This is a genomic window from Lyngbya sp. CCAP 1446/10 (assembly GCF_026130175.1).
Lineage (GTDB): Bacteria > Cyanobacteriota > Cyanobacteriia > Cyanobacteriales > Microcoleaceae > Microcoleus.
Map to the genome: position 1 here is coordinate 80,654 of NZ_JAIGNI010000012.1, position 23,937 is coordinate 104,590.

Consider the following 23,937-nt stretch of genomic DNA (forward strand, 5'->3'; position numbering starts at 1 on the left):
TTAATAAAAGCACAATGTCACGGATGAGCTTTTCCAGTTTAACCGCAATCGGTTTTGAGTAGCAGTAATTCCCGAATTGACCGCTCTCTGGGCCGTTGGTACCAATTTATCAGAGCTAATCGGGCGCGCTGAATGCCCGAAGGCTCTATCGCAGATCCCTCAAATGGTACAAGCGCGAAATATAAATTAATGAAAATCTCTAAGTAAATATAGCGATATCCGATCGCAACTAGGAAAAAACTATCAGCACTGTAAAGATATAATGTAAACAAATTCATTAACCTAGAACTAATGCTAGACGCAATCATAATTATCTCATTCATAATCGCAGGCGGAGGCATCGGCTATTACGGAGTCGAACTCCTGCCGAGCAATCTGCTGGAGCAAGTTACAAATATACAAGGTTTAAGTTCTGTACTAGGTTCGTTTGGAGCATTAATCGGCTTCGTGATGGGATTAGTGGCTCAAACAACCTATCGACGCTTGGAAAAACAAGTCCGCGATATGCCGGTGGAGATGCTGCTGACGCGGGCGATCGGCTTAATCATCGGACTGCTAGTCGCGAACTTAATGCTGGCTCCGCTGTTCCTGCTGCCAATCCCCCGCGAATTCGGCTTCATCAAACCTCTAGTCGCAGTCTTGGGAAGCGTCATGTTCGGCTTCACAGGTGTTAGCTTAACCGACACTCACGGCCGCGCTTTCTTGCGACTGATCAACCCCAAAAGCTTAGACACGGTGTTGGTAGCCGAAGGCACTTTCAAACCAGCCGCTGCCAAAGTTGTCGATACAAGCTGCATTATTGATGGTCGGATTGAAAACCTACTAGAAACAGGTTTCCTTGAAGGTCAAATTATTATCCCACAGTTCGTCCTGCAAGAATTGCAACTGGTAGCTGATTCCGCCAACGATCAAAAGCGAGTGCGCGGGCGACGCGGGTTAGATATTCTCAACCGCATCAAAGAAACATATCCAGAACGGATTCAAATTCACTCTGCTGACTACGAAGATATAGCTACAGTCGATGCTAAATTAGTCCGCTTCGCTTTGGAGATAGACGGCGTTTTGCTCACCAACGATTACAACTTATCGAAAGTAGCTACCGTCCAAAAACTACCGGTTTTGAATATCAACGATTTGACTCATGCGGTTCGCCCGACTTATTTGCCCGGAGATACGATCGAACTAAAAATCCGCAAAGAAGGCAAAGAACCCTCTCAGGGCATCGGTTACTTGGATGATGGCACAATGGTTGTCGTAGAAGCAGGTAGCAGTTACGTCGGTGCCGAAGCACGAGTGGTAGTCACCAGCGCCCTGCAAACCAGCGCAGGCCGCATGATTTTCGCCCGCCCTCAAGAGTCCGCTATTGCTTGAAACTCGCAAACAATGGCTAGGGCAATTAGGATTAAATTTTGCGATCGTTCCAATCTGCCTCGACTCTCTACCGCGCCCGGTATGACGAGTCGGGGCAGTGGTTTTTTTTGTGTCTTAAATGTTGGGAATCAGTAAGTAAAAATAATCCTTTTTACTTCTACGGCGGCACTTGGAAAGCCAGCAAGGAAAAATAATCAGCTTCTTCTTTTTCTTCTTTTCTCTTGCTTCGCGTGCTTCGCGTCTTCGCGGTTCAATAATATCAATATTTAGAAACGAGGAAGCACCCATAGCCTATCTGTATTTCGGCAAAAACACTATTAACTCTTTCTTGATTAACACATAAATTACGTTCTCTTCCTGAGTCCCTCCCTCGGACATCATTTCACCCTTGGGCGGTTTCCACCGCAGTCCGCTCTTTTAAAAATGTTACCGAACATTCTGATCACGATCGATAGCAATTCTCAATCAATCGTAAGGTTTTATACTTTTCGATCTGACCCTGCACGTTCGCGTCTTTGCGGTTTGTTACGAAAAAAAATGTTCCGATCATTGACAACTGGTATCTCTCTAGATACGATTCATTTAGCGATCGCTAAAATTTCAAATTTCAAAAAATGTTGTTTAACTCCACATTATTTTTGGTCTTTTTGGTCGTGGTGGTGTATGTCTATTACTTGCTGACACCGCAATACCGACGTTGGTTTTTGTTATTGGCTAGCTACTGCTTTTATTGGGTGTGGAGCGTACCGTACTCACTGCTAATGGTTGGCTATACCCTGCTAGCCTATATAACAGCTCGCATTATCGACTCATCAACTAAAAATAGAGACAGAACTACTGCGTTAATTAGTTTTCTAGTTGTAGTTTTAAGCACTCTGTGTTTGTTCAAGTACGCAAACTTCTTTTCGGATTCGGCTTACTCCCTGTTAGGATTTCATCCTTGGCCTCAACTGAATCTGCTATTGCCTCTGGGCATTTCTTTTTACACCTTCGAGACGATCAGCTACGTAGTCGATGTTTACAAGCGCATTACACCGGCTGACAAGTCACTTCTGGACATAGCACTGTACGTTATTTTTTTCCCTCATCTTGTGGCTGGGCCGATCATTCGTGCAGACGATCTCGTTCCGCAGTTGGCGTGTCGGGCATCGGTAGATTGGGTTCGGATTCGCAGCGGCATTGCCCAAATCATCTGGGGGATGCTGAAAAAAGTTTTTATAGCTGACCCGATGGCACCCATTGCCAGCGAGGCTTTTAGCGCGCCTGAAAGTGTTTCCGGGCTGGGGCTGTTATTGGGTACCTTCGCCTTTGCAGTTCAAGTCTACTGCGACTTTTCTGGTTATTCAGATATTGCGATCGGGTCTTCTCGCCTATTGGGAATTGAACTGCCACCAAATTTTGACAGACCTTATTTGGCCTACAGCATTACTGATTTCTGGCGCCGCTGGCACATTTCACTGTCAACTTGGCTGCGCGATTACCTTTACATTCCCCTCGGTGGCAACCGGCAGGGCAAACTCCGTACTTATGTCAACCTGACGATCACAATGCTGCTGGGAGGTCTCTGGCACGGTGCTGGATGGAACTGGGTTGTTTGGGGGGGTTTGCAAGGGGCAATGCTCTCAATGGAACGAGTGTTTGGACTCGCGTCGGCGCCCAAGTCGAAAGCGAGTTATTTAATTCGCTGGCTGTTTACCTTTTGTCTAATTTCTATTTCTTGGGTACTCTTCCGATCGCCTGATTTGAACAGTGCTGGTGCGGTATTGGGGCGGATATTTACCTTTGCTGACGGCCGGATACCTATTGACTATCGCCCGCTGTTATACCTGGGCTTAGTTTTGCTAGTTGAATGGGCGGATGTGAAGCAACGGTGGATGAGCTGGGCTCAGATGCACCCAAATTTGCTCAAGTGGATTGCTTGGGCGATCGCAATTGCGCTGATGTTTACCTTCGCCGGTGCCTCAAGTTCAAATTTCATTTACTTCCAGTTCTAATTCGGATTGATAAGTTATGCTCCAGATATTTAATGACCAGGCACTTTCTCATGTAAAAACCGCATTTCGCCGCACTTCAATAGACTTGTCAAAACTATTGTTAGCAGCTTTATTATTGGAAGGAGTTCTGCAAGTTATTGCTCCTGAGTACGCGAATAACGTGTTCGATCGCGAATTTACAGGCGGCCATCCCATCGCCATGAGCAGTGCGGGAAATCGCGGCCCGCTGCTGCCCATCCAGAAAGCTCCCGGCGAAGTGCGAATTCTCGGCATGGGGGATTCCACAACATTTGGGACTGGGATTGCAGCAGAAGATACTTGGCCAGCTCAACTAGCAACTGTTTTCCAGAAAAATGGTGCCAAGGCAACCTATCTCAACAGCGCGATAGAAGGTGTTACCCTCAAAGAAATTAACTATGTTTATCGCAACCAGTGGTCTGCCTACAAACCAGATGTAGTAGTGCTAGCAGTAGACAACAACATGGTATCGATGACGTGGTTTCGCCGGGAGGACAAAGCTGTACCGAAAAACCCCTATCTAGAGCCTGCCCCTGAATCCAAACTGGAAAATTTGAAAAACGGATTAAAACAAGTTACTCGCGTCTTAGCTTCTCCTTCCTGGCTCAGAATCAACTCCCAAAAAGGCTTGTATTTGTTGGGTTTATCCAATAACAACATCAAGCCGGAAGTTCCTTTGGGCGCAACGCTAGCCTCTGGCTGGAAGCAGGCTAATCTGCCTCCAGATCTCCCTGAACGCGCTTGGAAGCAGTTTGAAACAGATTTGAGTGTACTCCGGGACTCGATTGCTGCTGACGGTCGATCGTTGGTTGTACTTTATTTGCCGGCTCGTTTTATGGCTTTTGACGGGTTTTCTGACAATGAGCAGCAAGTGCCCAAAAATCGGTTGACTATTGACGCGGGGAAGCGACTGGGGGAAATTAGTCAGTCACTGGGTGTGCGCTATCTCGATGCTACTGAACCAGTCCGCCGCGGTAGGGCGGAAATTGCCCAAAAAGAAGGTCGTTCTGCTCCGATGTACATTAAGTTTGATAGTGTCCACCTTGACAAAGACGGCAATCAAGCTGTTGCAGAAGACTTGTTCGGGCTCCTTAGCAAATCTGAAAAAGCTCGATAAAATCTGTCTTTAGTGTTGATATCATGTCCGGTCGATCGCTATAACAAAAATGATTTGTAGTGCGGACTTTAGTCCGCTTTCATGTTGCGGACTGAAGTCCGCACTACGAACCCTAGTTTTAGCGTCGGCGCGGGGTCGGAAGCCGAATATCGCTCTTTTGCGGTTGCGGTTTTTCTTGCAGCTTCATCGTCAAACTAACCCGTTTTAATTTCTCATTCACCTCCAAAACCCGCACTTTCACAACTTGTCCGACTTTGACAATTTGTGTAGGATCGTCCACAAAGCGATCGGCTAATTGAGAAACATGAACCAAACCATCTTGGTGGACTCCCACATCAACAAACGCTCCAAAGTTAGCTACATTAGTGATGATGCCTTCCAATTCCATCCCAACTAGCAAGTCAGAGATTTCGTTAATTCCGGCTTGGAAAGTGGCATATTTAAACTCAGCCCGCGGGTCTCTTCCCGGCTTTTCTAGTTCCGAAATAATGTCTCGGAGTGTCGGTTCTCCGACTTTTTCTGTCACATATTTCTTAATATTTACAGTCTTAATTTTTTCCGATATTTGTGTTATTCCGGTCAGCGGCAAACTTAAATCTTTGGCGATCGCCTGCACAACCGGATAACTTTCGGGATGAACTGCTGTATTGTCCAGCGGGTTTTCGCCGCCACGAATGCGGAGAAATCCGGCTGCTTGTTCAAAAGCTTTCGGGCCGAGTTTTGGAACTTTTAGCAGTTGGCGACGATTTTTAAACGCGCCGTTTTCGTTGCGGTAATTAACAATATTTTTGGCAACTGTTGCTGTCATTCCCGACACAAAAGTCAGCAGTTCTTTCGAGGCTGTGTTTAAGTCAACTCCGACATAGTTAACGCAGCTTTCGACTGTTTCGTCGAGTTTCTTTTTGAGCAGCTTTTGGTCAACGTCGTGCTGGTATTGACCGACTCCGATGGATTTCGGGTCAATTTTCACAAGTTCGGCTAAAGGGTCTTGCAAGCGCCGTCCGATGCTGACTGCGCCGCGAATTGTGATGTCGAGGTCGGGAAATTCGGCGATCGCCACATCACTCGCTGAATAGATCGATGCACCGGATTCATTCACCATGACTTTAATCGGTTTTTTGTCCATATCTGCCAAAACTTCCGACACAAAGTCGTCTGTTTCGCGGGAAGCTGTACCGTTGCCGATCGCAATTAATTCAATTTTATATTTTTCAATCAAATGCTTGACAATTTTACCAGCTTGCTGTCTTTGACCTACGGCTTGGTGGGGAAAAATTGCTTGATATTCCAAAAACTGCCCAGTTTCATCGAGGGCGGAAACTTTGCAGCCCGTGCGAAATCCCGGATCGATCGCCAATGTGGGTTTCATTCCCGCCGGCGCTGACAGCAGCAACTCGCGGAGGTTGGTTTCAAAGGTGGCGATGGACTCGATGTCAGCGATGGCTTTGTTGTGCGATCGCACTTCCGTAATCAACGAAGTCTTCATCAGACGGTTGAAAGCATCCCTCAAGGTCGATCGATAAAACTCCTTAACTTCGGGTATCCTAGTTCTAATTTCGCGCTCTTCCAAATAAGCCATCACCGCCGATTCATCAAAGGCAAATTCTAAATCTAAAACCCCCTCCGTTTCCCCGCGAAACAGCGCCAACATATTATGTGACTGAACATTTCTCGCAGCAACTTGATAACTGCGGTACATTTCAAATTTCGTACTTCCTTCCGGGAAATCAGCTTTAATTTTCGAGACAAAAACCCCAGTTTTCATCAAAAAATCTCGCAAATAAGCTCGGTATTCAGCTTTTTCGGAAACTGCCTCCGCCAAAATATCCCCAGCACCTTTAAGAGCATCTTCAGCAGTTTTTACGCCCTTTTCTTCCGAAACATATTTAGCTGCTTCCGCTTCCATATCGGCAGGTTGAGCCGTCGGCAAGTTCAGACACTTAATAAAAATTGCCAGCGGTTCCAAACCTTTTTCTCTTGCAATTGTCGCCCGCGTCCGCCGCTTGGGTTTGTAAGGCAGATAAAGGTCTTCGAGTTCATTTTTTTGCAAGCACGACTCAATTTTGGCTTGCAATTCTGCCGTGAGTTTGTCCTGGGAGGCGATCGTATCTAAAATTGACTTTTTGCGGTCTTCGATTTCCGTCAAATAGGTAAAGCGATCGGAGATATCCCGCAAATGAATTTCGTTTAGTGAATCGGTACGTTCTTTGCGGTAGCGGGCAATAAACGGAATAGTTGCGCCCTCGGCGAAAAGTTCCAGAGCATTATTGACTTGGGAGAGATTGATGGAAAGTTCTTGAGCAATCAGTTGAGGAATGTTGAGCATAGTGCAAATTTTAGAGTCAATTGCTGGCGGTTACTCAATTATTTATGAGTTGCGCTAATTAAGAGGGAAATGAACCGCAGAGGCGCAGAGGACACAGAGGAGGAAATGAGATGAATAAGACTTTGAGAGAGAGTTTTATCTGTGATCATAGCACTGTTACAATGATGTTAGCATAAATGCAGTCTTTTCTCAATATTATATGTTGCCTTTTAAATATCCAGTGCCGCAAAGCGATCCGCCGCGATCGCCCAGAGAAACGCTACCGACAATGTACGATTTGCCTAGCGAAGACCCGGAGGAACCTAGTTTGCCCGACGAATTTCACGATTTGCAGCCGCAGTTATTAACCCTGGCGTTTCGCCCTCCAAATTATCAGGCTTCTGAGATATTTAGCAGCACCGACATCAACCTGTATTATGACGTGCAGCACACTCTGTGGCACAAGCGCCCGGATTGGTTTGGAGTGGTGGGAGTTCCCCGACTTTACAATCGATCAGAACTACGGATGAGTTACGTTACTTGGCAAGAAGGTGTGAATCCTTTTGTAATTGTATAACTGCTTTCGCCGGGAACAGAAAAAGAAGATTTAGGCGCAAATATCGATGATGAAAAGTTGCCCAGTCAGCCGAATGCTGTCGGTAACGGGCAAGTTTTGCGGCCGGAGACGAATGAGAAACCCCCTAGTAAATGGGAGGTTTATGAGCAGATTTTGCGGGTTCCTGTTTATGCTGTTTTCAGCCGCTATACTAACAGGTTGCGAGTGTTTGCATTGAATGCCGGACGCTATCAAGAATTAGAATTGTCTGACTCGCGAGTGTGGATTGCTGACCTAAGTTTGGGCTTGGGTTTGTGGGAAGGGGAGTTTCAGGGAATCGATCGCCTGTGGTTACGCTGGTATGATGTTGATGGCAATTGGATTCTGACTGAGGCGGAACAGCGGCTGCGGGAATCTGGCATCGATCCCGATCAATTTTTAAACCGTTAGAAAGGACGGTTGAAACCGCGTCTACACAAACGAAGAGAAGACGGCGGTTGAAACCGCGTCTACACAAACGAAGTCCACCTCCGTGGACTGAAGAAGATAACGTAATTTTAACCCGCGAAGGTGGGTTTTGTGTGTATAGCAGCGGTTTCAACCGCCCGGTTTTCTTGTTTATTACTGGCACTATTTGCGGTCAATTCGTCCGCATAAGGCGACTGATGCAAATAAGCTTTACCCGCAGAACCAAAAAGTTGTAGTTTGCCAGAAATCACCGATCGCATAGCATCGATCGCCTTTTGCATCACTTCCAACAAATCCGGGTCAGACAAAGAACTGCTAGTTTTCAAAACATCCATATAAGCATCGCGAACTTCCGTATTTACATTAAACTTAGACACACCTAATTTAATAGATTGATTAATCATTGATTCCGGCAAACCGCTAGCACCGTGCAACACTAACGGCACCGAAACTGAAGCACGAATTTTTGCCAAACGCGGAAAATCGAGTTTTGGTTCGCTGAAATATTTACCGTGAACGTTGCCAATTGTTACCGCTAAAAAATCCACCTTAGTTGCTGCAATAAACTCTACAGCTTCAACTGGATCGGTCATCTTTGCGGCTTTTTCTTCAATTGTCAAACCATCCTCCGTGCCGCTAATTCTGCCGATTTCCGCTTCAACTACCGCACCGTTAGCGTGCGATAATGTAGTCATTTCGCGCGTAAATATTAAGTTTTGTTCGTAGGACAAAGGAGAACCGTCTGCCATGATTGACTTGATGCCGGCGGCGAGGGCGAGGTGAATGTCCTTTTCTGAGGTGCTGTGATCTAAGTGTACTGCGATCGGCACTAAAGACTTCCGTGCTGCTTCCATGCAAAGCGCGACTAAAGGCGATTTTCCGTACTTAAGCGCGCTGGGGTGAAGTTGCAGCATCGCAGGACTTTGCAGCGCTTCAGCGGCATCAATCACGGCTTTTACTCCTTCGAGGTTGTACACATTAAAAGCGCCGATCGCATAAGCATTTCTCCGGGCCGTGTTCAGCAATTCGCTAGTTGAGGCGAGCATAAGTACCTGGCATAAAAAATTTTCAGAAGGAAGAAGGAAGAAGGAAGAAGGAAGAAGAAAGAAGGAAGAAGGAAGAAGGAAGAAGGAAGAAGGAAGAAGGAAGAAGGAAGAAGGAAGAAGGAAGAAGGAAGAAGGAATCCGTAGGGTGCGTCGCTATCGACAATCCCTAAACAAACATCGACAATCTCACAGCGACGCACCTTATACAATAGTTATTGTTGGGTGCGTCAGGGCTGAATAATTTGACAAAAAACCAATAATTCTCCCCCTGACGCATCCTACATTTAGCTACACTTTGTATGCGAATTCTTTGGTAATGTGCGCGCTGCACACCTACGAATTCATTTACTATTTTTGTGCATTACCAGCGTGCAAACCGCACTCTTTCATTGTCGATTCTTCCCACCACCAACGACCTTCGCGTTCGTGTTGGTTTGGCAATACTGGTTTCGTACAAGGTTCGCAACCAATGCTGACAAAACCGCGTTCATGCAGCTTGTTGTAAGGCACATCCAAAGCGCGAATGTAATCCCAAACCTCTGCCGAAGACCAGTTTGCCAAGGGGTTAAATTTAATTAACTCATGATCCGGAGTTGAGAATCCACCGTCAACTTCAATCACCGGAATACCGTTGCGGGTACTGGGACTTTGGTCTTTGCGCTGACCGGTAATCCAAGCATCGAGAGTATTCAGTTTGCGGCGAAGCGGCTTGACTTTTCGCACACCACAGCATTCTTTGTGACCGTCTTGATAAAAACTAAACAATCCCTTTTCTTCTACTAGGGCTTGTACTTCTGCTGCATCGGGAAACATTACTTCTAGTTTAATGCCGTAATGTTTTCTGACTTGATCCAAAAACTGATAGGTTTCTGAGTGCAATCGTCCGGTGTCTAGCGTAAAAACGCGGAAGTTTTTCGTAATTTTTGATGCCATATCAATCAGAACTACATCTTCGGCACCGCTGAAAGAAATTGAGATATTGTCAAAATTGTCTAGGGCAAATTTGATAATTTCTCGCGGTGTTTTTTGACTGTATTCTGCTTCTAGGGTGGCAATGTTGAGATTTCTCTGGATGGCAACCATATTTTCGCGCGATCGGTGTTCTTTTCTCTAACCCTCGATTATAGCCGATCGCAGTATCTATCTCACAGATGAATTTTACTGCATCTTGCGACAGTCTTTTCGGCTGGGCCCACGATCGAACTCAAGAATGGCGATCGCCCGTTTGTCGCAATTTGGGTCAACCCAAAACTCCTCTACCGGGGAAAATTGGACTAAGCTGTTCTACATTTAAATTGTGTGTGAAAAATCAATCAAACACTCTTGTGGTACGTTGCTCCGACGCCGTACCGAATATGTAATTTAAATGCGCGACAGCTTACCCATTTAAACCGACTGCTACATCAACATTGAATTCTGAGCCGGAGAAAAAACCTACTTGAAAATTAAATTGGCGCCTGACTTCTAATAAAATAGGTGCGATAATTAATTCGGCGCGAGCCTTTTCGGTATTAATTGCAGTGGCTAAAGACACATTTTCATTTAAGGTTGTTTGCAAATAGGAACTTGCCGGCAATTCTGGGATATCCGCAAACAAATCCAAGGGTTCCTCTACTGTTAAATTAAACGATTTTCTAACTTTGGCTATGGTTGTGAAATTACTGTATGCCATAGGTTATACCATTTGAGATTTTCGATTTGGGAATGACTAATGACATAAGGGTTAGGAGCTTTCCTGGGGTTGCATTCTTTTTTTGAAATGCTATAATTTCCTCTATTATTATTGCACGAATTAATCGGTTTTTTTTTGACAAAAATCTCTCGCGAGTGCGCGATCGCTCATAATTGAAAAACCAGGTTGATTCGATCGCCAGCGCATAGCTCCTGTGATTGTAATATTTTACACAATTTTCGATTTGAAGGGAAGGCACCACTGGGAAAACTAGCTGGCGTTGCGTGTTATTCTCTCTTTCGGCAGAAGTCAATTCAGCTTGTCCGTGCCGTAGTAGCTAGCGCGCTTTCAAAAGCGAAGGACAAAAGGGCGATCGCCCGACCTGACAATCTCCCTCCCAGGTAGCATAGACTAAATTGGTAAATTGTTATTAAATTTAATTGTACGCGACAACAACTCGAAAATGAAGAGACATTGCCAACACTACCTACGGCAACAACCCTGTCTCGCGTAGCAAATTTTACAGTAGATAAAACTAGAAGGTTTGTGATGAGAATTGCCCAAATTGCCCCCCTATTCGAGCGAGTTCCGCCCCCAGCTTACGGAGGAATTGAACTGGTGGTCAGCCTCTTGACTGAAGAATTAGTCAGAAGGGGACATGAAGTCACCTTATTTGCCTCCGGCGATTCAATTACTTCGGCTAATTTAGAATCAGTTCACCCCAGAGCGTTGCGTCTAGATTCCACTGTTAAAGAATACGGCATTTACGATATGATGCAACTGAGCAAAGTATATGGAAAAGCCGGAGAATTCGACATCATTCACTCCCACGTAGGCTGCGCAGCTTTGTCTTACTCGCACTTAGTAAAAACGCCCACAGTTCACACCCTCCACGGCATTTTTACCCCAGACAACGAGAAGATGTTTAGCTTGGCCCGCACTCAGCCCTATGTAAGCATTTCCAACTCTCAGCGAGAAGATAGATTAAATCTAAACTGCGTCGCCACAGTCTATAACGGCATCGATCCGGGAACCTACGAATTTCACCCGCAGCCGGACAATCCTCCTTATTTAGCTTTTCTCGGTCGAATTTCATCGGAAAAAGGGGCGCATTTAGCCATACAAATTGCTAAGGCTTCCGGCTGGCATTTAAAGATGGCAGGCAAAGTTGATGTTGTCGATCGCGAATATTTCGAGCAAGAAATCAAGCCGCACATCGACGGCGAACAAATAGAATATTTAGGCGAAGCCAACCACGCTCAAAAAAGCGTGCTGATGGGCGGTGCAGTAGCGACATTATTTCCCATTACTTGGCGCGAACCTTTCGGGTTAGTTATGATTGAGTCAATGGTAACGGGAACGCCCGTGATTGCCATGAAATTAGGCTCGACTCCAGAAGTAATTGTTCACGGAAAAACAGGTTTTCTGTGCGAAAGCGTGGCAGAATGTATAGCTGCTATCGAACCTTCCCGGCAACTAGATCGCAGCGCTTGCCGCCAACACGCAGTCGATCACTTCAGCGTTAAAACAATGGTCGATGGCTATGAAGCAGTTTACCGACAAATTTTAAAAGAGCGCTTTTCCCAAAACGGTCATGCGCATCATTTGACAGAATTAGAACTGCACAGCAGATAGCTGCGCGAGGACAAGTTAAACGCACGGCGGCTTTAGTCATTCAAAATTTACGTACAACATTTAAAAAGCTGGGTTTTTTACTAAAAAGCCCGGTTTTTACCTGAGTTTAATTGGGATTTTAGTTGTGGTAAAGCCAGGATCAAACTCTCAGCAGCAGTAATAAGTACATGGCAGTGGCGTGTCCATACAGAATTTCATTTGATTGAAAACAGCAATATTAGTTGAGTAGATATTCTGCTGATTTTCTCCTAATCGCTTCAATTTTTGGGGGGATTAGGAGAAAAATTAAATTTATTTGATTAATTTAACTGTTAGTTGGCAGCAGGCGAAAAAAATGGTATGATGCCAAGAGTGAAGTATTACATCAGGGCGGTTCATATTTAAATGTAATGTCAAAAGTCAAGAGTCAAAAGATCTAGAAAGTTAAACTTTTGAAAAGATGGGAAGCCACTTTTAGTAACAATGATTGATACATATGAACTAGAAGGAAAAATATTTGTCGCCGCTGCCGAGGCACCTATAACTGAGTGGCCTTGCGCGATCGCCGATCGACCTCAACCAACACTCACCCTCAAAGACGACGATTTATTTCTGATTACCGACACCCTCGGCAACATCTCAGGCTGCTTAAAAGACGACAGCGTGGCCAGCCTCGGATTGTTTTGCCACGACACGCGCTTCCTCAGCCGCCTAGAATTGCAAATCGAAGGGCGATCGCCAATTTTGCTCAGCAGCAATACCGAAAAAGGCTACCTGCAAACAGTGTTGTGTTCAAATCCCTGCATTGACGATCGCATCCGCGCCGAAACCATAGGCATCAAGCGAGAAATGGTGCTCAACGGCGGTTTGTTTGAAGAAATAGAAATCACCAACTTCACCACAAAACCAGTAAGCTTTGAAATCAGTCTCAGCTTCAACTCAGATTTCTTAGACTTATTTGAAGTCCGGGGTTACGGGCGCTCCAAGCGCGGCACAATCCTGCGCCCGGTACTCGAAAAAACCAACGGATTATCCCAGGGTTCTACAGCCGAAAAACCAGCCCTTCTCGCTAACGAGAACGCCAATAGCGACGAAAATCAGGCAGCCGAAAACCCAAATTTGCCAATTTCGGCATCAGAAACAAACCCGATCGATCGATCGGCGATCGCCCAATATCCATCCTGCCACCTCCAAGACAATTTAACCCTTGCCTACCAAGGTTTAGACGGTTTGGTGATGGAATCTCGCATCGAGTTTTACAGCCAACCGCCAGCAATGCTTCAGGGAAACACAGCAGTGTGGGGCATCTCCCTAGAATCCCACCAAACAATCAAATTGGGATATCGGCTCAAAATGCTGATAGACGGCAAATCCATCTCCCAAGTCAGCACTCCCGCAACTTTAACTCAAGCCAAAGCAGCAGAACTTTTAGAAGAGCGAGAATGGCTGAGCGAAATTACCCGAATCAAATCGGGGGAAAACACCTTTAACCGACTTCTCAAATGTGCCGAACAAGACATTTATTCCCTGCGGCAAACCTTTGGTAAAGGCAAAGCAATTTCAGCCGGAGTTCCCTGGTTTTCAACATTATTCGGCCGCGACTCGATCATCGCTGCTTCTCAGATCTTAATTCTCGATCCAACTTTAGCCCGAGAAACCCTGACAACTTTAGCTCACTATCAAGGCAAAAATGACGATGATTGGCGCGACGAAGAACCGGGCAAAATATTGCACGAAATTCGCATGGGAGAAATGGCTCGCTGTCAGGAAATCCCCCACACTCCCTATTATGGAACAGTGGATGCAACGCCGCTGTGGTTGATGCTTTACGCTGAATATTATGCCTGGACTTACGACAGCCAAACTTTAGATCTTTTGTGGCCAAATGCCTTGGCAGCGATGGAATGGATCGATCGCAAATGTGCCGCAACAGGCTACCTTAGCTATTACAAAAAATCCCAGCGCGGCTTAGCAAATCAAGGCTGGAAAGATTCAGGGGATTGCATCGTCAACCGCGACGGCGTAATGGCAGAAGGATCGATCGCCCTTTGCGAAGTCCAAGCCTATGTTTACGCTGCCAAAACCAGGCTGGCAGGGATTGCCCGCATCAAGAAACGCATCGATTTAGTCGATCGCTGGGAAGAAGAAGCAAAAGACCTGAAAACCCGATTCAACCGTGATTTTTGGATCGAAGACTTAGGTTATTGCGCCCTAGCATTAGACGGCGAAGGCAAACCCGCAGACAGCATTTCATCTAATCCCGGACACTGTTTGCACCTCGGCATTTTGTCGCGAGAAAAAGCTCGCAGCGTAGCAGAAAGATTGCAAGCTCCAGATATGTTTAGCGGTTGGGGAATTCGCACCCTATCCTCAAAATCTCCCGCCTACAACCCCATCGGCTACCACACAGGCTCAGTCTGGCCGCACGACAACGCTTTAACAGCTATGGGATTGCGATCGCTAGGCCGCGTCGAACAAGCCCTAGAAGTAGCTCAAGGCTTATTTGACATGACATTGCTGCAACCCTACGAGCGTCCCCCCGAACTTTTTTGCGGCTACGAGCGCAACAGCGAGAGCGATCGCCCCGTGCAGTATCCTGTAGCTTGCTCGCCCCAAGCTTGGGCAACCGGCAGTATTTTTCAACTCTTGCAAATGATGTTAAATCTAGTTCCTGATGCCCCTAACAACCAACTGCGAATTATCGATCCAGCCTTGCCAGAATCCATTAATAAATTGTCGCTAAACAACTTAAGGATCGGCTCAACTTTGCTGGATCTAGAATTTGAGCGATCGGGTTCTTCAACCGCTTGTCGGGTGATGAAAAAACGCGGTAATTTACGAGTAATTATCGAAGCTTAAATTGAAGAAATTGGGAATTAGAAATTCCCAATTTTCAATTTCCTCAAAATCGGCTAATATCAATTTAATGTGAAGTTGTACATATCTCGATCCCCCTAAATCTCCCTTAAAAAGAGGGACTTTGATCGCAATCTTGTCCCCCCCTTATTAAGCTATGCTAGGGGGTATCTAATTCTATGCAGCCTCATAAAAAATCGGCTAAATCCGTTATACAATCCGTTGTCGAACTTCCCTCTTCCCTTGGGCCATGCGATCGGCTATATTATATTTAGAAGTGCATTTATTTGTTTGCTGGCGTGCCGCAGTCAAACAGCCGTAGGGAAGCGGGGCAAAAGCCATCGCACCACAAGCTTCTGAATCAAGATTGTCAGCAGTCAATAACAGCAAGGAAGTGTGGAATTATGTCAAAAATTTTAGTAGTGGACGACGTTCCCAGCGAACTGGAAATCATCTGCCGCATTCTTCAAAATGCTGGAATGCAGGTGATCCGGGCTGGCGACGGCGAAGAAGCGATCGCCCTGATCCGAAAAGTGCCCCCGGCTCTGGTCGTTTTAGACGTAGTGATGCCACGTATGAACGGATTTGAAGTGATCAGAGAATTGCGGGGCGATCGCGCAACTGCACACTTACCAGTAGTATTTTGTACTCATAAAAACACTGATATCGACAAAGCCTGGGGAACCGATTTAGGCGCAGATGCTTACGTCAGCAAACCCTTTGAACCTCAGCAACTCGTCAATATCGTACAGCGCTTGCTTTCAGCGTAAACAAAATATATCTCTTCTCAAGAGTGGGAATTGGGAATTGGGAATTGGGAATTGGGAATTGGGAATTGGGAATTGGGAATTGGGAATTGGGAATTGGGAATTGGGAATTGGGAATTGGGAATTGGGAATTGGGAATTGGGAATTGGGAATTGAAAATTGGGAATTGGGAATTGAAAATTGGGAATTGGGAATTGGGAATTGAAAATTGGGAATTGGGAATTGGGAATTGGGAATTGGGAATTGAAAATTGGGAATTGGTCATCGATCATCGCTTGCGCTTGACCAAACTAACTTGAAAAGCGCTATATCAAGTATTCAGAAGCTTTCATAAAACATCATAGCGAGAAACTACATTTTTTCAAATACACTGGGTTTATGAATCCATTAAAAATTGTATCTATAATGATAGCAATCATTCCCGTTGCCCAACCCGCGATTTATTTAACCATTTGATCCTGCAAAACTAATGCTGAAAAACTTGCAGCGAGCGATCGGCTTTCCTGACCAACCAAAATCCTAATTTGTAAGATACACTAGAAACAAAAAATCAGCAATGAAAACAACTGCTCCCCCGGTGGGGAATCAGACAAGTGGAACAAAGCAATTTCTCCTTTTCGGTCAAGGAGGCAGTCTCTTTGGCGTAGAGTTAGAAGCAGTGCGGGAAGTCCTTTCCCTCAAAGAACAACCGATTTCCCCGGTTCCCAACACCCTGCCATTTTTGCTGGGATTAACCAACTTGCGGGGCGAAATCTTAGCAGCAGCAGACTTTGGACGGTTTGCAGGTATCGAGCCGGTTGACACCCACCACCCAAGCAGCCGCATCCTAGTGGTGGAAGCGCCAGATCCGCGAGACGTGAGATTGTCGAGAATGCGGATGGGCTTGGCTGTCTCCCGCGTCGAAGGAGTTTTACCTTTAAATCCCGATCGCATTGTCTCAGCAATCGATGTCAGTCCTGATCTAGCTCCATTCTTAAAAGGTTTGTACAATTCCGAAGGACGCTTGCTAATGATTGTCGATGTAGAAGCGATCGCCCATTCCGAACGCTGGTAAGTAGAAGGAAGAAGGAAGAAGTCAGTAGTCAGTAGTCATCAAGTAGAAGGAAGAAGGAAGAATATGGAGTCAATCTAAAATCTAAAATCTCAAGTATAAGGAAGAAGGAAAAATATGGAGTCAATCTAAAATCTAAAATCTAAAATTGATCCATCGCCCGCATTTAAGTTGCCAACTATAAATTTTATCATGAAACTTCTCTATAGCTCGATCGCAACAACTTTCACCCTCACATTACCTGACATCTCCCCATCGCTGCTAGCTGGGGTTGCTAATTGCATCATTTGTGTCTGTTACTTTGCCATTGCTGCGCTGATCAGCTTAGGTTTGTGGCGAAACCGTCAATTTGGGTTCGATATCTTCGCCACAGTCACAGCAGGCATATTTTGGAGTTGCGCTTTCGGACACAGCGGCCACGCCGCCGAATACCTGGGACTGCCGCACTCCCCGGTAATGCAAACTGTCTCCGATTGGATAACTGTCATTCCGGCGATCGGATTTTTGAGTTTGTCCAACCGCTACCAGTTATTAGTAGGTTCCACCCAAATCCTGAACTCCAAAAAAGAAACAGAACAAGCGCTGAGCGAAACTACCCAGCGATTTCAGGCAATCTTCGACCAAGCTTTTCAAGTGATCGCATTATTGCAGCCAGACGGTACTCTGCTCGAAGCCAATCGGACAGCACTAGAATTGGGCGATTTCCAAGCATCAGAAGTGCTGGGGCTGAAATTTTGGCACACACCTTGGTGGGCCTCATCCCCAACCAACCAGCAGCGCCTAAAAACCAACATTCAACAAGTCTCGACCGGCAAGTTTGTGCGGGAAGAATACGAAATCACCGGAGCCAACAACCAGGTGACAGTCATTGACGTGTCGTTTAAACCGCTGTTAAATGAAACAGGAGAAGTATATCAAATTCTCGCCGAAGGCCGCGATATTACCCAGTTGAAAGAGACAGAAGCCCAATTGCAGCAGCTCACCGCAGAACTAGAGCAGCGAGTCAAAGAAAGAACCCAGCAGATTCAGGAAACCAACGCACTATTGCAACAGGAAGTTCGCGATCGCACCGCTGTTCAAGAGCAATTAAAAGCCTCAGAAGAATTCTTAAACAACATCCTCAACGCCATCCCAGACCCGATTTACGTCAAAGACGAACAGCACCGCTGGTTAACATTAAACGATGCCTTTTGTCAATACATGGGTCGCAGCAGATCAGAACTAATGGGCAAATCCTACGACCTGTTCTTGCCCAAAGAGGAAGCAGAGATATATCGAGAAAAAGACGAATTAGCTTTCTTGTCAAATACCAGCACCGAAAGCCAAAAAACTATCACAGACTCAGCAGGAAACACCCGGTTTCTTTGCGGCAAAAAATCAACATTTGTAGATGCCTGTGGCAGGAAAGTCCTCGTTTGCGCGATGAGAGATATCACCAAGCGCCTGCAAATGGAAGAACAAATGCGGCAAACACTGGCAAAAGTAGAAAATTCCCAACGTTTGCTGCGGACAGTAATTGACGCCACCCCAGACTGCATCTTCGTCAAAAATCAAGACGGCCGCTACGCCCTAGTCAATGCAGGTTTCGCCGCCGCCTTCGGCAAAACTCAAGCAGAAATTATCGGCAAAGACGACGCAGAAATCGGTATATCGGTCGATCATCGCATCTTCGGTAACACCCACGCCGAAACAGACTCCCAGAACCAAATCCAAAACTTCCGGGCCGACAACCAGAGTGCGCCGGCTCCCAACGACTCCGCCACCTTAGCCGACGGCAAAATACACGTCTTCGACACCCAGAAATTGTCCCTCAAAGACGCAGAAGGCAACATTATAGGCGTTCTCGGCTTCGCGCGCGATATCACAGAAAGCCGCGAATCCGAACAGCAGCTACTGCGGCTTAAAGCCATCCTAGAAGCCACAACAGACTGGGTAGGGATGGCAGACTGCCAGCAGCGCACCATCTATCTCAACCAGGCCGCCAGAGAAATGTTAAAAGTTGGCGCGGACGCAAGTTTAGCCGAAGTCAGAATTTCCGACCTGACATCGCCCAAAAGTGTTGATACTATTATGAACGTCGGCATCCCCGCAGCTAGTCGGGATGGGGTGTGGAGCGGCGAGACAATTTGGCAGACTTTAGACGGCGAAGAAATACCGGTTTCTCAAGTAATTATTGTCCACAAATCCGAGAGCGGAGAAGTTGAATTTATGTCAACGATCGCCCGCAACATCAGCAATCGCAAGCGCGCGGAACAATCCTTGCAGCAGAACTTGCAAATGCTCGACCTAGCCAGCGATGCTTTGATTATTCGAGAACTCGACGGCACGATTGATTACTGGAATCAAGGCGCTGAAAAAATCTACGGCTGGAAAAAGCAAGAAGCTTTAGGAAAAGTTACTCACAGCTTGTTTGATACGAGATATCCCCAACCTTTAGCATCAATTTCAGCACAGCTAGAACAGCAGGATTATTGGGAAGGAGAACTGATTCACACCACTAATTACCACACCAAAATTACCGTATTCAGCCGCTGGACTTTGCAGCGGGATGAACAGGGAAAACCCAAAGCAATTTTAGAAATTAACAACGATATTACAGATCGCAAGCTGGCTGAAATCGAAAACCAAAAATTGATTTTGCTCGTAGAAAGCAGCTCTGATTTTATCGGCATGGCAACAATGGAGGGAAAGCCAAAATACATGAATGCCGCTGGAATTAAGCTCGCGGGATTGCAAAATATTGAAGAAGTCCAAAGCAAAAGTATGTATGAATTCTTCACACCAGAAGACGCTAAGATTTTCAGAGAAGAAATCGTGCCTGCTACTGTGCGAGACGGTTTTTGGCAGGGCGAATTCCGCTTGAGGAACTTTCAAACCGGCGAAAATATTCCCGTTGACTTCACCCTATTTACAGTCAAAAACCCAGAAACTGGCGAGCCTATGGGGTTCGCAACAGTTAGCCGCGACATTAGCGATCGCAAACGCGCAGAAGAGATGCTGCGCGATCGCGAAAGACTGTTCCGAGCCATTTTCGACCAATCGTTCCAATTAGTCGGGATGCTAGAACCAGATGGCACCGTCTTAGAAATCAACCAAACAGCCATGACAATCGCCGGAATCGGGCGCGAAGACTTCGTGGGCACGCAGTTTGCCGACAATCTGTGGTGGCAGATTTCCCCAGAATCCAAGCAAAAAATCGAAGCTGCGATCGCCTCTGCCGCCGCCGGCGAATTTGTCCGCTACGAAGCCGACGTGCTGGTTGCTGGAGGTGCTGTGATGACTGTGGACTTCTCCCTCAAGCCGATCGTAGACGACAGTGGCAAAATCGTGATGCTGATCCCAGAAGGCCGCGACATTAGCGATCGCAAAGCCTTAGAACGAGAATTAGTTTTGCGTCAATCCCGCTTTGACGCATTTTTTGCAGCCGCCCCGGCCGCCATGTTTATCTTTGACGACCAGTTGCGGTTCGTGCAAGCAAACGAGAAATTAGCCGAAACTACCGGCGTTTCAGTTGCCGAACACCTCGGCAAAACGGTGAGGGAAGTTTTACCGGACATGGTTGATACCCTAGAGCCGATTTTGCAGCAGGTTCTCGCCACCAACCAACCGTTTTTAAACGTTGAGGTGTCGGGAACAACTCTCAACCAACCGGGCGTTATCCGAGATTGGCTGGCGTCTTACTTTCCTTTGGCCGGAGAGGACGGCAAACCGATGGGTGTCGGCGGTGTGGCGATCGAAATTACCGATCGCAAAAAAGCAGAAGTAGAGCGCGATCGGTTTTTCACCCTCTCCCTCGACTTGCTTTGCATCGCCGATTTTGAAGGCAAATTCAAGCGCCTCAATCCCGCTTGGGCAAAAACCCTCGGCTACACCGTAGAAGAACTGCAAGACCAATCTTTTATCGATTTCGTCCATCCCGAAGACTGCGAAAAAACCTTAGCAGAAACGGCAAAAATAGCTAACGGGGCCGAAGTAATCGCTTTTGAAAACCGCTACCGGTGCAAAGACGGTTCCTACAAATGGCTGTCGTGGAAGTCGCGACCGCTAATAGAAGAAAAGATCATGTATGCAGTCGCTCGCGACATTACCCAAAGCAAACAGGCGATCGTCCAACTGCAAGCAACAACAGCCCAATTAGCCAGCTCCGAAGACAAATTTAGAGGCCAAAGCAATCTTTTGCAACTGTTAATTGACAGCATTAGCGACGGCGTAGTTGCTGCCGACGAAAATGGCAATTTTGTTTTATTCAACCCCGCCGCCGAAAATATCTTTGGCTTGGGTTCGACAGATACTCCCCCCGACGAGTGGTCGGGAAAATACGGCTTATTTTTGCCAGATGGAGTCACTCCCTATCCCACAGCCGACATACCTTTAGCGCGCGCAATTCGAGGAGAATCAGTACGCGAAGTAGAGCTTTTCACTCGCCACGCAGCCCAGCCGGAGGGCCTGTGGATAAAAATTAGCGGCAGCCCGCTCAAAGACGAAACCGGAGCAATCAAAGGCGGTGTAGTCGTTTGCCGCAACGTCACCCAAGAAAGAGCATCCCAGCAGCAGATGCAGGAGTTGGCCGAGACACAGCAACGCTTGCTGCAAGAACTCAAAACGCGGCAAAATGCCCTAGACGAAGCTGCGATCGTCAGCGAAACTGACATCAAAGGCCTGATTACCTACACCAACGACAGATTCATTCAAATCTCCGGTTACAGCATGGGAGAATTGCTGCACCGCGACCACCGCATCGTCAATTCCGGCTACCATCCCAAAGGATTTTTTGCCGAAATGTGGCTGACAATTTCGCGCGGCTTGGTGTGGAAAGGAGAAATCAAAAATCTGTCTAAAAATGGCTCATTTTATTGGGTAGATTCGACGATCGCCCCCATCTTCGATACCAGCGGCACAATAATCAAATATATCGCCATCCGCTTTGACATCACCGAGCGCAAAGAAGCAGAAGAACGGCTGGAAAAATTGGCAGCAGAACGCAAAGCAGAAGCCGATTCGATGACGCAGCAAGTCCTCAAATTGTTGGGAGAAATTAAAGGCGCGGCTCAAGGCGATTTGACAGTCAGGGCGGAAGTTACCAACGATGTTTTAGGTGCTGTCGCCGATTCTTTCAACTTCTTAATCGGTTCTCTGCGGAAGGTGGTAACGGGGATTCAAACTTTAGCCGAACAGGTAACATCTGCCACTGGCGAGTCAATCAGCAATACCAGCCAACTCACCCAACAGGCGGAAGTTCAAGCAACAAAAATATCTGCGATCATGCGGGAGATCGAGCGGATTGTGAATTCGATCCGCGACGTGCGAGATGTTTCGGTGCGGGCTGAAACAGTCGCCCAGCAATCTTCTCACACCGCAGAAGTCGGCGGTATGGCGGTCGATCGCGCTGTCGAAGGCATTAACGGACTCCGGTTGACGATCGCCTCAACCTCAAAAATGATGAAGCGTTTGGGCGAATCTTCGCAGCAAATTGGCAAAATTGTCACTTCGATTTCTCAACTGGCTTCCCAAACCAATTTGTTAGCTCTCAATGCTACGATTGAAGCGGCACGAGCGGGCGAACAAGGTTTGGGTTTTGCGGTTGTCGCCGAAGAGGTGCGGAAGCTTGCAGAGCGATCGGCCGGCGCTACTGAAGAAATCTCGGAAATTGTCGGTACAATTCAAGAAGAAATCAGCCGCGTGATGAAGGCAATGGAATCGGGAACTTTGGAGGTAGTGGAAGGCACTAAGCTAGCCAGCGAAGCTAAAACTCACCTGAATGCCATCATCGAAGTTAGTCGAGAAATGAATGCTTTGGTGCAGAATATTACTCGCGCTTCAGCGAAACAAACTGTTTCCGCTGAGGAAATTTCTAACAGTATGCAGCAAGTCAATGAGATTGCGAATACAACTGCACAAAAGGGTTCGGATGTCAAAGCATCTTTGGACGATTTGTCCGGTTCTGTTGACAAATTGCAAAAGTCCGTGGCCAATTTCCGCAGTTAGTAATCAGTCAAAGGTTTGTAGTGAGGACTTTAGTCCTTAGAAAATGCGGACTAAAGTCATCACTACAAACCAATCTTAATAAAGTTTGTTGAGATCAAATTATTAAGAAAGAACCGAGGCGATCGGTAAGAGTTAAAAACTACTGGTTGCCGATCTTGGTATTTATAGCAACCGCCACATCTGGCGCTGACATAAATAACCTGATGAATAGATCCGATATCCGTTAAGCATAAATGGTTAGATTCCTGTACTGTGCAACTGTCAACTGTCCACTGTCAACTGTCCACTGTTATATATGAATGACGATGATTTAAACGAATTAATAGATGCTTTTACCGCAGAAACGCAAGAGTTTCTTCAGTCAATGGAGACTCACTTGCTGGCGATGGAATCCGCCGATTTGAAAGGGCGACAAGCGGCTGTTAAAGAAATGTTTCGGGGCGCTCACTCGATTAAAGGTGCGGGCTCGATGTTGGGGTTTCAAAACGTGTCGGCGGCTGCTCACAGGCTGGAGGACTGTTTTGTCATTTTGCGCGATCGCACAGACTTGTCGGCCCTGGAACAGGCAACTGTGACTATTTTGCTGCAAGGTGTGGATGCTCTCAAAAAGATTGCGATCGAAGCCATCCAGCACTCGGATGTCACCACTCCCGATCAAACGGCAAACTTGGAGGCGATCGCCCAAATTCACGCCCAGTTCGAGGCAAAATACGGTAAGCCCGAACCGCCACCAGTTCCCCCAGCCAGCCAATCGCCAGCCCCCGAAACCCTGAAATTGATTTTTGAGCACGAATTGCCGCCAATCTTCAATCGCCTAGAAACTGAGCTTTCCCAAGCTTCTGAGGCAGATTTGCCAAAAAGCGTCACCGCCCTCAACCAGGTTTATTACCAACTATCCGGTTTGGCTGGAATGCTGCAATTGCCAGATTTTGGGACAGTCGCTGAACCCCTCAGAGATTTGATCGACTCAAAGGACTTGACTCTACAACGGTTGCAGTCCGACGGTTGGGCGATCGCCCAAAATTTGCAAACCGCACGCCAGCAGATATTAGACGGAAGGGCGATCGAACTCCCCCAAATCTCCCCCCCACCCTCCGACGAATCACAAGCATCCGAA

Annotated in this window: 19 protein-coding genes; 14 read left to right on the forward strand and 5 right to left on the reverse strand. The window is 46.7% G+C overall.

Annotated features, from left to right (window positions below; translation table 11 throughout):
- The first annotated feature begins 291 nt into the window (after positions 1-291).
- The 3 genes from K4039_RS07990 to K4039_RS08000 all read left to right on the forward strand — a co-directional run bounded on the left by K4039_RS07990 (position 292) and on the right by K4039_RS08000 (position 4,500).
- Complete coding sequence (locus K4039_RS07990; protein ID WP_265234619.1) at positions 292-1,371, forward strand: PIN/TRAM domain-containing protein; 1,080 nt, start codon at positions 292-294, stop codon at positions 1,369-1,371.
- A 614-nt stretch (positions 1,372-1,985) separates the two neighbouring features.
- Positions 1,986-3,365 (forward strand): MBOAT family protein, encoded by a 1,380-nt coding sequence (locus K4039_RS07995; RefSeq protein WP_265234620.1) that lies wholly within the window; start codon positions 1,986-1,988, stop codon positions 3,363-3,365.
- Positions 3,366-3,381: 16 nt separating this feature from the next.
- Positions 3,382-4,500: a GDSL-type esterase/lipase family protein gene (locus K4039_RS08000; RefSeq protein ID WP_265234621.1), complete on the forward strand. Its 1,119-nt coding sequence runs from the start codon at positions 3,382-3,384 to the stop codon at positions 4,498-4,500.
- A 118-nt stretch (positions 4,501-4,618) separates the two neighbouring features.
- Here K4039_RS08000 and K4039_RS08005 read toward each other — a convergent pair whose 3' ends face one another.
- Positions 4,619-6,826, reverse strand: a complete 2,208-nt coding sequence (locus tag K4039_RS08005; RefSeq protein ID WP_265234622.1) for a Tex family protein — start codon at positions 6,824-6,826, stop codon at positions 4,619-4,621.
- 199 nt (positions 6,827-7,025) lie between these two features.
- On the opposite strand from K4039_RS08005, the gene K4039_RS29785 reads away from it, so the two are divergent.
- Together K4039_RS29785 and K4039_RS29790 are read left to right on the forward strand one after the other, a co-directional pair.
- Positions 7,026-7,382: a Uma2 family endonuclease gene (locus K4039_RS29785; protein ID WP_321161582.1), complete on the forward strand. Its 357-nt coding sequence runs from the start codon at positions 7,026-7,028 to the stop codon at positions 7,380-7,382.
- Positions 7,383-7,439: 57 nt separating this feature from the next.
- Complete coding sequence (locus K4039_RS29790) at positions 7,440-7,811, forward strand: Uma2 family endonuclease (RefSeq protein ID WP_321161583.1); 372 nt, start codon at positions 7,440-7,442, stop codon at positions 7,809-7,811.
- A gap of 107 nt (positions 7,812-7,918) precedes the next feature.
- Here K4039_RS29790 and K4039_RS08015 read toward each other — a convergent pair whose 3' ends face one another.
- The gene (locus K4039_RS08015; RefSeq protein ID WP_265234623.1) at positions 7,919-8,875 is read right to left on the reverse strand and encodes a class II fructose-bisphosphate aldolase; all 957 of its coding nucleotides are present in this window, start codon (positions 8,873-8,875) and stop codon (positions 7,919-7,921) included.
- Between K4039_RS08015 and K4039_RS08020 the strand changes: the two genes are divergently transcribed.
- Entirely contained in the window at positions 8,844-9,116 is a 273-nt protein-coding gene (locus K4039_RS08020) for a hypothetical protein (RefSeq protein ID WP_265234624.1), read from the forward strand. The two genes, K4039_RS08015 and K4039_RS08020, sit on opposite strands and share 32 nt — an antisense overlap.
- Positions 9,117-9,223: 107 nt before the next feature.
- On the opposite strand, the gene K4039_RS08025 is transcribed toward K4039_RS08020, so the two are convergent.
- Positions 9,224-9,949, reverse strand: a complete 726-nt coding sequence (locus tag K4039_RS08025) for a phosphoadenylyl-sulfate reductase (protein WP_375339794.1) — start codon at positions 9,947-9,949, stop codon at positions 9,224-9,226.
- A gap of 77 nt (positions 9,950-10,026) precedes the next feature.
- Between K4039_RS08025 and K4039_RS08030 the strand changes: the two genes are divergently transcribed.
- Positions 10,027-10,236 (forward strand): hypothetical protein, encoded by a 210-nt coding sequence (locus tag K4039_RS08030; protein WP_265234626.1) that lies wholly within the window; start codon positions 10,027-10,029, stop codon positions 10,234-10,236.
- Positions 10,237-10,253: 17 nt separating this feature from the next.
- Here K4039_RS08030 and K4039_RS08035 read toward each other — a convergent pair whose 3' ends face one another.
- Positions 10,254-10,547 carry a hypothetical protein gene (locus tag K4039_RS08035; protein WP_265234627.1) on the reverse strand — a complete coding sequence of 98 codons (294 nt, stop codon included), beginning with the start codon at positions 10,545-10,547 and terminating at the stop codon, positions 10,254-10,256.
- A 474-nt stretch (positions 10,548-11,021) separates the two neighbouring features.
- Between K4039_RS08035 and K4039_RS08040 the strand changes: the two genes are divergently transcribed.
- Entirely contained in the window at positions 11,022-12,182 is a 1,161-nt protein-coding gene (locus tag K4039_RS08040; protein ID WP_321161584.1) for a glycosyltransferase family 4 protein, read from the forward strand.
- 462 nt (positions 12,183-12,644) lie between these two features.
- Entirely contained in the window at positions 12,645-15,020 is a 2,376-nt protein-coding gene (locus K4039_RS08045) for an amylo-alpha-1,6-glucosidase (RefSeq protein ID WP_265234628.1), read from the forward strand.
- A 207-nt stretch (positions 15,021-15,227) separates the two neighbouring features.
- Here K4039_RS08045 and K4039_RS08050 read toward each other — a convergent pair whose 3' ends face one another.
- Positions 15,228-15,407, reverse strand: coding sequence for a hypothetical protein (locus tag K4039_RS08050; RefSeq protein ID WP_265234629.1), 180 nt, complete (start codon positions 15,405-15,407; stop codon positions 15,228-15,230).
- Between the two features lie 14 nt (positions 15,408-15,421).
- On the opposite strand from K4039_RS08050, the gene K4039_RS08055 reads away from it, so the two are divergent.
- The 5 genes from K4039_RS08055 to K4039_RS08075 form a co-directional block, all read left to right on the forward strand.
- On the forward strand, positions 15,422-15,787 hold the full coding sequence (locus K4039_RS08055) for a response regulator transcription factor (RefSeq protein WP_265234630.1): 366 nt from the start codon (positions 15,422-15,424) through the stop codon (positions 15,785-15,787).
- Positions 15,788-15,810: 23 nt separating this feature from the next.
- The gene (locus K4039_RS08060) at positions 15,811-16,083 is read left to right on the forward strand and encodes a hypothetical protein (RefSeq protein WP_265234631.1); all 273 of its coding nucleotides are present in this window, start codon (positions 15,811-15,813) and stop codon (positions 16,081-16,083) included.
- Between the two features lie 257 nt (positions 16,084-16,340).
- Complete coding sequence (locus K4039_RS08065; RefSeq protein WP_265234632.1) at positions 16,341-16,838, forward strand: chemotaxis protein CheW; 498 nt, start codon at positions 16,341-16,343, stop codon at positions 16,836-16,838.
- Between the two features lie 189 nt (positions 16,839-17,027).
- Positions 17,028-22,820 carry a PAS domain S-box protein gene (locus K4039_RS08070; protein ID WP_265234633.1) on the forward strand — a complete coding sequence of 1,931 codons (5,793 nt, stop codon included), beginning with the start codon at positions 17,028-17,030 and terminating at the stop codon, positions 22,818-22,820.
- A 295-nt stretch (positions 22,821-23,115) separates the two neighbouring features.
- On the forward strand, positions 23,116-23,937 hold an 822-nt coding region (locus K4039_RS08075; protein ID WP_265234634.1), incomplete at its 3' end, for an Hpt domain-containing protein.

Bases quoted from the DNA above. Each gene is read 5' to 3' on its own strand.
- K4039_RS08015 (WP_265234623.1), bottom strand. From the start codon at position 8,875: ATGCTCGCCTCAACTAGCGAATTGCTGAACACGGCCCGGAGAAATGCT.
- K4039_RS08055 (WP_265234630.1), top strand. From the start codon at position 15,422: ATGTCAAAAATTTTAGTAGTGGACGACGTTCCCAGCGAACTGGAAATC.
- K4039_RS08005 (WP_265234622.1), bottom strand. From the start codon at position 6,826: ATGCTCAACATTCCTCAACTGATTGCTCAAGAACTTTCCATCAATCTC.
- K4039_RS08070 (WP_265234633.1), top strand. From the start codon at position 17,028: ATGAAACTTCTCTATAGCTCGATCGCAACAACTTTCACCCTCACATTA.
- K4039_RS07990 (WP_265234619.1), top strand. From the start codon at position 292: ATGCTAGACGCAATCATAATTATCTCATTCATAATCGCAGGCGGAGGC.
- K4039_RS08035 (WP_265234627.1), bottom strand. From the start codon at position 10,547: ATGGCATACAGTAATTTCACAACCATAGCCAAAGTTAGAAAATCGTTT.
- K4039_RS08030 (WP_265234626.1), top strand. From the start codon at position 10,027: ATGAATTTTACTGCATCTTGCGACAGTCTTTTCGGCTGGGCCCACGAT.
- K4039_RS08000 (WP_265234621.1), top strand. From the start codon at position 3,382: ATGCTCCAGATATTTAATGACCAGGCACTTTCTCATGTAAAAACCGCA.
- K4039_RS08045 (WP_265234628.1), top strand. From the start codon at position 12,645: ATGATTGATACATATGAACTAGAAGGAAAAATATTTGTCGCCGCTGCC.
- K4039_RS29785 (WP_321161582.1), top strand. From the start codon at position 7,026: ATGTTGCCTTTTAAATATCCAGTGCCGCAAAGCGATCCGCCGCGATCG.
- K4039_RS08065 (WP_265234632.1), top strand. From the start codon at position 16,341: ATGAAAACAACTGCTCCCCCGGTGGGGAATCAGACAAGTGGAACAAAG.
- K4039_RS07995 (WP_265234620.1), top strand. From the start codon at position 1,986: ATGTTGTTTAACTCCACATTATTTTTGGTCTTTTTGGTCGTGGTGGTG.